The sequence below is a fragment of the Micromonospora desertarenae genome (assembly GCF_056150265.1).
Window position 1 is genome coordinate 184,492 of the sequence record NZ_JAXCFQ010000006.1, and the last position, 12,399, is coordinate 196,890.

Genomic DNA, 12,399 nt, shown 5'->3' on the forward strand with positions numbered 1-12,399 from the left:
GCGGGGCGCGGGGCGCGGGAAGGGGGTGGAGTGTCGGGCGACGGGGATAGGCTGGCAGTCGTGCACCCCCCGTCCGGCCGGACGAGGGGCATCTGTCGTGTGCCTGCCCACGCGTGCCGACTCCCCTGGAAGTGATCACATGCTCACCGGTCTGTTCTCCGCCGCCCTGGCCGACCCCGGGCTGGCCCGGGCGCGTGACCTGGCGCGCTCCGGTGCCGCCCAGGTCGACGGGCTGGACATCACCGCGCCGGCGGCGCTGCGGCCGTTCGCGGTCGCCGCCGTCGCGGCGGACGCCGACGGGAAAGCCGGGGGAGCCGGCCGGCCGGTGCTGGCCGTGACGGCCACCAGCCGGGAGGCCGACGACCTGGCCTCGGCGCTGGGCAGCCTGCTGCCGGCCGAGCAGGTGGCCGTCTTCCCGTCCTGGGAGACGCTGCCGCACGAGCGCCTCTCGCCCCGCTCCGACACGGTCGGGCGGCGGCTGGCCGTGCTGCGCCGGCTGGCCCACCCCGACTCGGCCGACGCGCACGGCCGCACCGGGCCGCTGCGGGTGGTCGTGGCCCCGGTCCGCTCGCTGCTCCAGCCGCAGCTCAAGGGCCTCGGCGACCTGGTGCCGGTGCAGCTCGCGGCCGGCGACGAGGCCGACCTGGAGGACGTCGCGCGCCGGCTCACCGACATGGCGTACGCCCGGGTTGACCTGGTCACCAAGCGCGGCGAGTTCGCGGTCCGCGGCGGCATCCTGGACGTCTTCCCGCCCACCGACGAGCACCCGTCCCGGGTCGAGTTCTGGGGCGACGAGGTGGAGGAGATCCGTACCTTCGCCGTCGCCGACCAGCGCACCATCGAGCAGGTCGCCCAGCTCTGGGCCCCGCCCTGCCGCGAGCTGCTGCTCACCCCGGACGTACGCGAGCGGGCCGCCGCGCTCGCCCAGCGGCACCCGGAGCTGGCCGAGATCCTCGACAAGCTGGCCGAGGGCATCCCGGTCGAGGGGATGGAGTCGCTGGTCCCGGCGCTGCTCGGCGAGGAGAGCCTGGAACTGCTGCTGGACACCATGCCGGCCGGCACCCACGTGATCCTCTGCGACCCGGAGCGGATCCGCACCCGGGCGCACGACCTGGTGCGTACCTCGGAGGAGTTCCTCCAGGCCAGCTGGGCCGCGGCCGCCACCGGCGGACAGGCCCCGGTCGACCTCGGCGCCGCCGCCTTCCGCACCTTGGCCGACGTGCGCGCGGCGGCCCGCGCCCTGGGCCAGCCCTGGTGGACGCTCGCCCCGTTCGGCCTGGCCGAGCCGGCCGCCGCCCCCGCCCGCCAGCCGTGGGAGGACGAGCCGACCGAGGTGGCGGTCACCCCGGACGACGCGATAGCGGTGACCCTGGCCGCCCAGCCCGCCCCGCTCTACCACGGCGAGACCGCCCGGGTGGTCGACGACCTGAAGCGCTGGGCCGGCGAGGGCTGGTCGATCGCGCTGGTCTTCGAGGGGCACGGCCCCGCCCAGCGGGCGGTCGAGGTGCTCCGCGACGCCGGCCTCGGCGCCCGGCTGGTGGAGGAGGTGCCGACCGCGCCGGCCCCGGGCGAGCTGCTGGTCACCTGTGGCAGCCTGGCCAGCGGGTTCGTCGACGAGGCGTCCCGGTTCGTGCTGCTCACCGGCAACGACGTCACCGGCGGCCGGGGCACCTCGACCCGCGACATGCGCAAGATGCCCAGCCGCCGCCGCAACACCATCGACCCGCTGGAGCTGAAGGCCGGCGACCACGTGGTGCACGAGCAGCACGGCATCGGCCGCTACGTCGAGCTCGTGCAGCGCACCGTCAACGGCGCCTCCCGGGAGTACCTGGTCATCGAGTACGCGCCGAGCAAGCGCGGCCAGCCCGGCGACCGGCTCTTCGTGCCGACCGACCAGCTCGACCAGCTCTCCCGGTACGTCGGCGGCGAGCAGCCCACCCTGCACAAGATGGGCGGCTCGGACTGGCAGAAGTCCAAGGCCCGGGCCCGCAGGGCGGTCCGCGAGATCGCCGCCCAGCTGATCCAGCTGTACGCCGCCCGCAAGGCGTCCAAGGGGCACAACTTCGGCCCGGACACCCCGTGGCAGCGGGAGCTGGAGGACGCCTTCCCCTGGCAGGAGACGCCGGACCAGCTCGCCGCGATCGAGGAGGTCAAGCGGGACATGGAGCAGTCGGTCCCGATGGACCGGCTGATCTGCGGCGACGTCGGCTACGGCAAGACCGAGATCGCCGTCCGGGCGGCGTTCAAGGCGGTGCAGGACGGCAAGCAGGTGGCCGTGCTGGTGCCCACCACCCTGCTGGTGCAGCAGCACTACAACACCTTCGCCGAGCGGATGAGCCAGTTCCCGGTGACCATCAAGCAGCTCTCCCGGTTCCAGACGCCCAAGGAGGCCGAGCAGACCCTGGCGATGGCCGCCGACGGCACCGCCGACATCGTCATCGGCACCCACCGGCTGCTCCAGGCGGCCACCCGGTTCAAGTCCCTCGGGCTGGTGATCGTCGACGAGGAGCAGCGCTTCGGCGTGGAGCACAAGGAGCACCTGAAGACCATGCGCGCCTCGGTCGACGTGCTGAGCATGTCGGCCACCCCGATCCCGCGCACCCTGGAGATGGCGATCACCGGCATCCGGGAGATGTCCACCATCGCCACCCCGCCGGAGGAGCGCCACCCGGTGCTCACCGCCGTCGGGGCGTACGACGACCGGCAGGTGGCCGCGGCCATCCACCGCGAGCTGCTCCGCGACGGGCAGGTCTTCTACCTGCACAACCGGGTCGAGTCGATCGACCGGGCGGCCCGGCGGATCCGCGAGCTGGTGCCCGAGGCGCGGGTGGCGGTGGCGCACGGCCAGATGGGCGAGGACGCGCTCGAGAAGGTGATGGTCGGCTTCTGGGAGAAGGAGTTCGACGTGCTGGTCTGCACCACGATCGTGGAGTCCGGCATCGACATCCCGAACGCCAACACCCTGATCGTGGAGCGGGCCGACCTGCTCGGCCTGGCTCAGCTGCACCAGATCCGTGGCCGGGTGGGCCGGGGTCGCGAGCGGGCGTACGCCTACTTCCTCTACCCGCCGGAGAAGCCGCTCACCGAGCACGCGCACGAGCGGCTGGCCACCATCGCGCAGCACACCGAGCTGGGCGCCGGCATGTACGTGGCGATGAAGGACCTGGAGATCCGGGGCGCCGGCAACCTGCTCGGCGGCGAGCAGTCCGGGCACATCGAGGGCGTCGGCTTCGACCTGTACGTGCGGATGGTCGGCGAGGCGGTGCAGGCGTTCAAGGGCGAGCGCCCGGCGGAGGAGGTCGACGTCAAGATCGACCTGCCGGTCGACGCGCACCTGCCGCACGACTACGTCGGCGTGGAGCGGCTGCGCCTGGAGATGTACCGCAAGCTCGCGGAAGCGCGGGACGAGGAGCGGCTGCGCGAGGTGGTCGCCGAGATGACCGACCGGTACGGCGAACCGCCCGCCCCGGTGCAGAACCTGGTGGCGGTGGCCCGGTTCCGGCTGCTCGCCCGCCGCTACGGCCTCACCGACGTGAGCATGCAGGGCAAGCACATCCGGTTCGGCCCGCTGCCGCTGCCGGACTCGAAGCAGCTGCGGCTCAAGCGCTACCACCCGGACGCGGTCTACAAGTCGGCGCTCGACCAGGTCAGCGTGCCCCGGCCGAGCACCCGCCGGGTGGGCGGCGAGCCGCTGCGCGACCAGGCGCTGCTGGAGTGGTGCGCGCAGCTCCTCTCCGACGTGCTCGGCGACCCGGCGCCGGCGGTCCCGGCCGGCGCGACCGCCTGACCCGGCAGGCTTCCGGTGGGCCGGGGAGACGCCGCGCCACGACGGCGTCTCCCCGGTCACCGGGCGGGCCGACCGGGGAGGTGGGGGGCGTCACAGCGACGTCGGTTGGCGTGAGAGAGTGACCCCCATGCGTGCTCGCCGTCTTGTCGCCGTCGCCAGCGTGGCGGTCGGCCTCGTCGCCCTCTCCGGTTGCCGTGCCGAGCCCGGCGTCGCCGCGTACGTCGGTGACCACCGGATCACCGAGGATGCGGTCACCGCCGTGCTGGACGACGCGCGGGTGAAGAACCCGGCGCCGTCCCCCAGCGCCCAGCCGTCGGCCGAGGAGGAGCAGCCGGAGCTGCCCGGGCCGCAGCTGCCCCGGCGCGGTCAGGTGGCGAGCGTGCTGGTGCTGACGGAGGTGTGCGAGCGGGTCTCGGCCGAGCGGAACTACCAGCCGCGCGGGCAGGCGGCGCCGCAGCAGATCGCCCAGCAGCTCGGCCTCTCGCCGGAGACCGAGTACGTGCGGCAGCTGGCCACTCTCTACACCTGCCTGTCCGGCGTGCCGGCCGCGGCGCCGGTCGCGCCGACCGAGCAGGAGATGGCGGATCTGATCGCGGCCGGCCGCAAGGCGGGCGCGATCCCGGCCGACGTGACCGACGACGCGGCCGCCGGCCAGCTCGACGGCGACCAGCTGCGCAGCGCGCTGGCCACCCGGAAGACGCTGGCCGAGGCGGTCGAGTCCTACGACGTCACGGTCAACCCGCGCTACCGGCCGCTGGAGTTCCCGGTGCTCAGCTTCTCCGGCGACGCCCCCGCGGTGAGCGTGCCGCTGGGTGAGCCCGGCTCCGACGCGGTGACCGACCTCTGAGCATGCCCCGGATCGTCCTGCTGGTCACCTCGCCCCGGCTGCCGGCCGGTCTGCTGACCGCGGCGGCCTGGGACGTCGTACGGCAGGCCCCGGTGCTGGCCGGCGCGGAGAGCGAGCTGACCAGGGCCGTGCGGGCGGCGGGCGCCGAGGTCACCGTGGTCGAGAGCGCGGCGACGGCCGCGCTGCTCGACGCGGCCGCCGCGCACGGCACGGCGGTCTGGCTGGCCGGGCCGACCGGCGACGAGGCGCTGGCCCGCGAGCTGGGGCTGCGGCTGGCCCGCGAGCCGGGCCTGGCCGAGCTGGAGCTGATGTACGGCTCGTGGGATCCGCCCGGCGCCCGGTTGCTCGACGCGGTGGCGGTGATGGACCGGCTCTACTCGCCCGGCGGTGACCCGTGGAAGCGGGCACAGACCCACGAGAGCCTGGCCCGGTTCCTGCTCGAGGAGTGCTACGAGGCGTACGACGCGATCGGCGCCGGGGACACCGACGCGCTCCGCGAGGAGCTGGGGGACGTGCTGCTCCAGGTGGTGCTGCACGCCCGGCTCGCCGAGGAGCTCCCCGAGGGCGAGCGGTGGACCGTCGACGACGTGGCCGGTGGGTTGGTCGAGAAGATGGTCCGGCGCAACCCGCACGTCTTCGCCGGCGCCGAGGCGGGCACCCTGGAGGAGATCACCGAGAACTGGGAGCGGATCAAGCGGGCCGAGAAGCCGCGCGGCTCGGTGCTGGACGGGGTGGCCCTCAGCCAGCCCGCGCTCGCCCTCGCCGCCAAGATCCTGGAGCGGGCCGCCCGGGTCGGCCTGTCCGTGCCGCCCCCGCTCGCCGAGTCGCAGGTGGACCCCGAGGCACGGCTCGGCGCCAGCCTCCTCGCCACCGTCGCCGCGGCCCGCGAGGCGGGAATCGACCCCGAAGCCGCCCTCCGCCGCACCACCCTCGCCTACGCCCAGGCCATCCGCGCCACCGAACCCCGCACCCCCGACCAGTCGGGTTGACCATGAAGCTGTTGTCGTGACACGCCGCGGCGGGTGACAACAACTTCATGATCAACGCGCCGGACGCGCCGGACGGTTAGGGTCGGTGGGTGGAGTCGTTCGGGGTGGTGGCGGAGCGGATCGTCGAGGCGTTGCTGGAGAGCCGGCCGGGGCTGGCCTCGTCGGCGGGGGACCACCGGTACGACGACCGGCTACCGGACCTCTCCGCCGACGCCGTGGCGGCCGACCGGGCGATGCTGACCGACGCCGCGCACGCGCTCTCCGAACTCGACCCGGACGCGCTGGACGTCGAGGAGCGGGTCGACCACGCGCTGCTGACCGGCCTGGTCGACCGGGCGCTGTTCGAGGTGACCGAGATCCGTACCCACGAGTGGGACCCGCTGCGGCACAACCCGGGCCCGCTGCTGCACGCCCTGGTCGCCCGCCCGTACGCCCCGGCCGACGTGCGGCTGACCCACCTCGCCGGCCGGCTCGCCGCCGTACCGGACGCGCTGGCCACCGCCCGCGCGACGCTGCGCGATATGCCACGGATCCACGCCGAGACGGCGGTGGGGCAGTTCACCGGCACCGCGGCGCTGATCCGCGACGAGGTGTCGGCGCTGCTCACCCAGGCGCCCGCGCTGCACGACCGGGTCGCGCCGGCGGCGACCGCGGCCATCGCGGCGCTGGAGGAGTTCGTCGCCTGGCTGCGCACCGGCCTGGCCGCCGACGCCGGACCGGGGCGGGACCCGCGGCTGGGCCGGCGCCGCTGGGAGGCGCGGCTCTGGCACACCCTGGACACCGAGCTGGGCGCCGCCGAGATCCAGCGCCGCGCCTGGGCCAACCTGGACCGGGTCACCGAGGAGATCCGCGCGGCGGCGGTCGAGCTGGTCGGTGGCCCGGCCGACGACGAGACGGTACGCCGGGCGCTGGACCTGCTCGCCGCCGAACACCCGGACGACCACTCCATCGTGGACCTGGCCGGCGTGACGCTGGACGAGGCGACCGACTTCGTCCGCGCGCACGACCTGGTCACCCTGGTCGACGACCCGTGCGTGATCCAGGTGATGCCGGAGTTCGCCCGGGGCGTGGCGGTCGCCTACTGCGACTCGCCCGGCCCGCTGGAGACCGCCAACGTGCCCACCTTCTACTGCATCGCGCCGACCCCGGCGGACTGGCCGGCGCACCGGGTGGAGTCGTTCTACCGCGAGTACAACGACCACATGATCCGCAACCTGACCGTGCATGAGGCGATGCCCGGCCACTTCCTCCAGCTCGCCCACGCCCGCCGGTACGTCGGCGGCACCCGGGTGCGCGCGGTGGCGCGCTCCGGCCCGTTCATCGAGGGCTGGGCGGTCTACGCCGAGGAGCTGATGGCCGGGCTCGGCTTCGGCGGCCTGCCGGTGCGGTTGCAGCAGCTCAAGATGCAGCTGCGGATGACCATCAACGCGCTGCTCGACCAGCTGGTGCACTGCGAGGAGCTGCCCGAGGCCGAGGCGATGGCGTTGATGACCGGGCGCGGCTTCCAGGAGGAGGGGGAGGCGGCCGGCAAGTGGCGGCGCGCGCTGCTCACCTCGACCCAGCTGTCGACCTACTTCGTCGGCTACAGCGAGGTGGCCGAGATCGCCGCCGCCCGTCCCGACGGGGTGCCGGTGCGCGACTGGCACGACGCGATGCTCGCCCACGACTGCCCGCCCCCGCGCCACCTGCGCACCCTGCTCGGCGTCTGACCGCCCCGCCCGGCGCTCGGCCCGCCCGGCTCCAGGGCCGCCGGTCGTCGGCGCTCAGCCACTCGGGGACCGGGCCGCCGCTCGTCGTCGGTCAGGCCCGTGCCGCGGCCACCGCCGCGTCGATCAGCCAGCGCGAGATGGAGTACGCCGGCGGCAGCTCCGCCGGCAGCGCGTCCAGCGGGAACCAGCGGGCCTGCGTCAGCTCCCGCCCGTCGACGACCGGCTCGGCGGCCGGGTCGGCGACGGTGGCGGTGAAGCCGGCCAGCAGCACCCCGGGGCCGGACATCGCCCAGGGCTGGCTGCCGAAGTAGGTCAGCCGGTCCAGGGCCAGCCCGACCTCCTCGCCGACCTCCCGGTGCGCCGCCCCCTCCAGCGTCTCGCCAGCCTCCACGAACCCGGCGACCAGCGCCCACAGCTCGGCCGGCCCGTACGAGTGGCGCACCAGGAGCAGCTCGTCGGAGCGGCCGGCCGGTCCGGGGCGGGTGATCGCCACCAGCACCGCCGGGGAGAGCCGCATCGGCACGTACAGGCCGCAGTCGGTGCAGCGCCGGGCCGACTCGCCCGATACATCGGCCAGCTCGGCGCGGCAGGCGCCGCACCAGCGGTGGGCGTGCCGCCAGGTGGCCACCTGCAGGGCCCGTCCGGCCAGCGCGGCCAACGGCTCCGGCACCTCGGCGGCGAGCGCCCGCCAGCTCAGCCAGCGGCCCGGGTACCCGGTGTCGTCCGCGCCGCCCGGACGGTCGCCGGCCTGGTCGCCCGGCCGGACGGCGCCCCAGACGGGGACGCCGTCGAGCGTGCCGAGCGGCACCCAGCCGGCGTCGGCGGGCAGGTCGGCGACCCGCAGCAGCCGCCCGTCCGCCCCGACCAGCAGCTTCCGGCCGGCCACCAGCAGCGCCGGGTGCTCCGGTGCCGGCGGCCCGGCGTGCCCCGCCCCGGGCACGAAGCCGGCGCCGGTCGCCGCGGTCACGAGTCGGTCGTGCGGCGGTCGACCACGCCGGCGCCCGGCGGCAGGTCGAACGCCGCCTGGTCGACGGTCTCCCGGTAGCGGCTCAGCGCCAGCTCCACCGGCTTGCCGTCGACCTGCCCGGTGAAGCTGCCCAGCGCGCCCTCGGTGGTGACGCAGGCGGAGAAGTTGCCGGCGGACTGGCGGACGTCCACGCAGGTGGCGTGCCGCCCGGCCAGGGTGGTGTCGCTCTGGGTGATCACCGCGTCCGGGTCGAGCGCGGCGGCGGTCAACATCCCCACCACGACCGGCGGGGTGACCAGGCCGCGCCGCTTGGCCTCGCTGAAGACGGCCACCGAGGGCTTGCTGTTCGGCGCGGGCGGCGCCTCCAGGGTGCAGGTGGTGCGGCCGCCGGTGGTCTCGCAGCGGGTGGTCGCCTCGTCGGTGACGGTCAGCTTGCCACCCGGATAGGTGTACGCCGAGCGCGCCGGCTCCTGCGCCTGGGCGATGCTGGCGGTCTGCCCGCCCGGCAGCTGGTAGTCCGCGGAGTAGGTCAGCTCCAGCGCCCGGTCCAGCCGGGTGGCGAGGTCGTTGACCAGGTCGGAACGCCCGATCGCCCGGCCGGCGTCGTCGAGGGCCTGGCAGCCGGTGACGGTGAGCGACGCGATGACCGACACGGCGAGCATACGGAGAGTGGTCGAGGCGGCGGGCATGGCGCCCAGCCTGCTCGATCGGGTCCACGGTACGCAAACCCGTTGCCGGTTGAGGTACGAGAATCCGGGAATGTCCGAGTAACCCGCCGTCGGGGGCAGGTTTCGGGTCAAGCTGCGTCGGAGAGGGCAGGCCCGGTGTGCCCGGACGGCCCGGCCCCGACCGCCGCCCGATACGCTGCGTTCAACACCTGCCTCAGCCGCACCGTCGCGGCCCATACGGACCGGAACCACACAAACGAGGAGCGACTCAGTGGCAACCATCGAGGGAATCGTCGCCCGGGAGATTCTCGACTCGCGGGGCAACCCGACAATCGAGGTCGAGGTCGGCCTGGACGACGGCACGGTGGCCCGCGCGGCGGTGCCCTCCGGCGCCTCCACCGGCGCCTTTGAGGCGATCGAGCTGCGCGACGGTGACGCCGACCGCTACCAGGGCAAGGGCGTGGAGAAGGCGGTCTCCAACGTCGAGGACAAGATCGTCGACGAGCTGATCGGCTACGAGGCCAGCGAGCAGCGGCTCATCGACCAGAAGATGCTCGACATCGACGGCACCGACACCAAGTCCGAGCTGGGCGCCAACGCCATCCTCGGGGTCTCCCTGGCGGTGGCGAAGGCCGCCGCCGGCAGCGCCGAGCTGAGCCTCTTCCGCTACCTGGGCGGCCCGAACGCGCACCTGCTGCCGGTGCCGATGATGAACATCCTCAACGGTGGCGCGCACGCGGACTCCAACGTCGACATCCAGGAGTTCATGATCGCCCCGATCGGCGCGCCCAGCTTCCGCGAGGCGCTGCGTTCCGGTGCGGAGGTCTACCACGCGCTGAAGTCGGTGCTGAAGAAGAAGGACCTCTCCACCGGGCTGGGCGACGAGGGCGGCTTCGCGCCGAACCTGCCCACCAACTCCGCCGCGCTGGACCTGATCGCCGAGGCGGTGGAGAAGGCCGGCTACCGGCTCGGCACCGACATCGTCTTCGCGCTCGACGTGGCCGCTACCGAGTTCTTCGACAACGGCACCTACACCTTCGAGGGCGCCACGAAGACCGCCGAGGAGATGAGCAACTACTACACCAAGCTCATCGGCGACTACCCGATCGTGTCCATCGAGGACCCGCTCTCCGAGGACGACTGGAGCGGCTGGCAGACGCTGACCGCCTCGATCGGCGACCGGATCCAGATCGTCGGCGACGACCTGTTCGTCACCAACCCGCAGCGGATCGCCCGGGGCATCGCCGAGAAGGCCGCCAACGCCGTGTTGGTCAAGGTGAACCAGATCGGTTCGCTGACCGAGACCCTCGACGCGGTGGACCTGGCGCACCGGGCCGGCTTCAAGTGCATGATGAGCCACCGTTCCGGCGAGACCGAGGACACCACCATCGCCGACCTGGCGGTGGCCACCGGCTGCGGCCAGATCAAGACCGGCGCCCCGGCCCGTTCGGACCGGGTCGCCAAGTACAACCAGCTCCTGCGGATCGAGGAGGAGCTGGCCGACGCGGCGCGGTACGCCGGGGCGGGCGCGTTCCCGCGCTACCGTTCGGCCTGAGTCGCGCGAAGCCTCGGGGGAGGGGTGTGACGATGCAGCAGCGCCGCACACCGGGCGGTCAGCGTCCCGCCCGCCGGCCGGGTCAGCCGGGCCGGCCGGGCGGGAGCCGGGCCGGCCGGGGATCGGTCCGCGACGGCGGGGTCCGTGCCGACCCGCGCGCCGCCGCGGGCCGCGCGCCCGGCGCCGCCCGCGGTGCCGAGGGCGTACGCTCCGCGAACCGGCCGGCCGCCGCCCGGCGCGCGGCGGCCGGCGGCGCGGTCAAGCGGCTCACCGCACCCCACCCCCGACGCTTCACCGGGCGGGCCACCGTGCTCTTCGCGGTGCTGATCGCGCTCGCCCTGGCCTACACCTATCCGGTGCGGGTCTACCTGGACCAGCAGGCCGACATCGAGCGGATGGAGGCGTCCCAGGCGGAGCAGGAGAAGCTGATCGCCGAGCTCTCCGAGAAGGCCGCCAAGTGGCAGGACCCGGCGTACATCGAGACCAAGGCCCGGGAGCGGTTCTTCATGACCCGGCCGGGCGAGAAGATCGTGATCCTGCTGAACGACCCGGAGGGCGCCGCCCGGGACGCCGGCCGCGGCGCCCCGGCCCGGCCGACCACCCCGGACCCCTGGTACGACACGCTCTGGTCGAGCGTGGAGGCCGCCAACGGCGAGCAGCCCGACAAGTGAGCACCGGCCGGGCACCGAACGAGAGATGGGCACCGTGACTGTCGTACCACCGCAGGAGCCGGCGGCGGATTCCGTACCCCTGCCGCGGCGGGAACCGGCCACCGAGGCCGACCTGGCCGCGGTGGCCGCGCAGCTCGGCCGCACGCCCCGGGGCACCCGGGCGGTGGCCCACCGCTGCCCGTGCGGCCTGCCCGACGTGGTGGAGACGACGCCGCGACTGGCCGACGGCACGCCCTTCCCGACGCTGTACTACCTGACCTGCCCGCGGGCGACCGCGGCGTGCAGCCGGCTGGAGTCCGCCGGGCTGATGAAGGAGATGGCCGACCGACTCGCCGCCGACCCGGAATTGGCCGCCCGCTACCGGGCCGCGCACCAGGACTACCTGACCCGCCGCGAGGCGATCGGGCACGTGCCGGAGATCGCCGGCATCTCCGCCGGTGGCATGCCCGGCCGGGTGAAGTGCCTGCACGTGCACCTCGGTCACGCGCTGGCCGCCGGGCCCGGGGTGAACCCGTTCGGCGACGAGACGCTGGAGTTGGTCGAGCCCTGGTGGACCGCCGGGCCGTGCGTGGACGTGCCGGCGGGCGAATGACCGGGGTCGCCGAGCAGGCAGGGGTCGCCGCGGACGAGATCGTCGTCCGCCGGGCCCGCACCCGCGACGTCCGCGGCATCCGCCGGCTGGTGGACACCTACACCGACGACCGGCGGCTGCTCAGCAAGGCCACCGTCACGCTCTACGAGGACGTGCAGGAGTTCCGGGTCGCGGTCCGGGCCGCCGACGACGCGGTGGTCGGCTGCGGCGCGCTGCACGTGATGTGGGAAGACCTGGCCGAGATCCGGACGGTAGCGGTGGACCCGTCCTGCCGGGGGCGCAAGATCGGCCACCGGATCGTCGGTGAGCTGATCGACGCCGCCCGGGACATCGGCGTCTCCCGGATCTTCGTGCTCACCTTCGAGACCCGGTTCTTCGGCTCGTTCGGCTTCACCGAGATCGACGGTGCGCCGGTGCCGCAGCCGGTCTACGAGCAGCTGCTGCGCTCGTACGACGAGGGCGTCGCGGAGTTCCTCGACCTGGAGCGGGTCAAGCCGAACACCCTCGGCAACACCCGGATGCTGCTGCGCCTCTGAGCGCCGGTCGCTGCCCCGGGCGGGTCGGCCGGCCGGAGGCGGGTCGCGGACGAGCGTGATACCGGAGAGTCATTTCGA

The 12,399-nt window shown here is 74.3% G+C and carries 10 protein-coding genes; 8 read left to right on the plus strand and 2 right to left on the minus strand.

Annotation, left to right across the window (positions count from 1 at the left end; all coding sequences use genetic code 11):
• Positions 1–139 precede the first annotated feature (139 nt).
• The 4 genes from mfd to SM577_RS15105 all read left to right on the plus strand — a co-directional run bounded on the left by mfd (position 140) and on the right by SM577_RS15105 (position 7,332).
• Positions 140–3,787 carry a transcription-repair coupling factor gene (gene mfd / locus SM577_RS15090; protein ID WP_474587134.1) on the plus strand — a complete coding sequence of 1,216 codons (3,648 nt, stop codon included), beginning with the start codon at positions 140–142 and terminating at the stop codon, positions 3,785–3,787.
• A gap of 127 nt (positions 3,788–3,914) precedes the next feature.
• Positions 3,915–4,634: a hypothetical protein gene (locus tag SM577_RS15095; protein WP_302918206.1), complete on the plus strand. Its 720-nt coding sequence runs from the start codon at positions 3,915–3,917 to the stop codon at positions 4,632–4,634.
• Between the two features lie 2 nt (positions 4,635–4,636).
• The gene (locus SM577_RS15100; RefSeq protein ID WP_474587135.1) at positions 4,637–5,623 is read left to right on the plus strand and encodes a nucleoside triphosphate pyrophosphohydrolase; all 987 of its coding nucleotides are present in this window, start codon (positions 4,637–4,639) and stop codon (positions 5,621–5,623) included.
• An 89-nt stretch (positions 5,624–5,712) separates the two neighbouring features.
• Entirely contained in the window at positions 5,713–7,332 is a 1,620-nt protein-coding gene (locus SM577_RS15105) for a DUF885 domain-containing protein (RefSeq protein ID WP_302918204.1), read from the plus strand.
• Positions 7,333–7,423: 91 nt separating this feature from the next.
• Here SM577_RS15105 and nudC read toward each other — a convergent pair whose 3' ends face one another.
• Positions 7,424–8,299 (minus strand): NAD(+) diphosphatase, encoded by an 876-nt coding sequence (gene nudC, locus SM577_RS15110; RefSeq protein ID WP_474587136.1) that lies wholly within the window; start codon positions 8,297–8,299, stop codon positions 7,424–7,426.
• A complete protein-coding gene (locus SM577_RS15115; protein ID WP_302918202.1) occupies positions 8,296–8,988 on the minus strand; it encodes a hypothetical protein in 693 nt (230 codons plus the stop codon). Before SM577_RS15115 ends, nudC begins: the two co-directional genes overlap by 4 nt.
• A gap of 250 nt (positions 8,989–9,238) precedes the next feature.
• Between SM577_RS15115 and eno the strand changes: the two genes are divergently transcribed.
• Genes eno through SM577_RS15135 form a run of 4 tightly spaced genes read left to right on the plus strand, consistent with a single transcriptional unit; the run spans position 9,239 to position 12,321 of the window.
• Entirely contained in the window at positions 9,239–10,522 is a 1,284-nt protein-coding gene (eno, locus tag SM577_RS15120) for a phosphopyruvate hydratase (RefSeq protein WP_474587137.1), read from the plus strand.
• Between the two features lie 32 nt (positions 10,523–10,554).
• Entirely contained in the window at positions 10,555–11,193 is a 639-nt protein-coding gene (locus SM577_RS15125) for an FtsB family cell division protein (protein ID WP_302918200.1), read from the plus strand.
• Between the two features lie 34 nt (positions 11,194–11,227).
• Complete coding sequence (locus SM577_RS15130; protein ID WP_474587138.1) at positions 11,228–11,785, plus strand: DUF501 domain-containing protein; 558 nt, start codon at positions 11,228–11,230, stop codon at positions 11,783–11,785.
• Positions 11,782–12,321 carry an amino-acid N-acetyltransferase gene (locus SM577_RS15135; protein WP_302918198.1) on the plus strand — a complete coding sequence of 180 codons (540 nt, stop codon included), beginning with the start codon at positions 11,782–11,784 and terminating at the stop codon, positions 12,319–12,321. Before SM577_RS15130 ends, SM577_RS15135 begins: the two co-directional genes overlap by 4 nt.
• Positions 12,322–12,399: the final 78 nt, after the last annotated feature.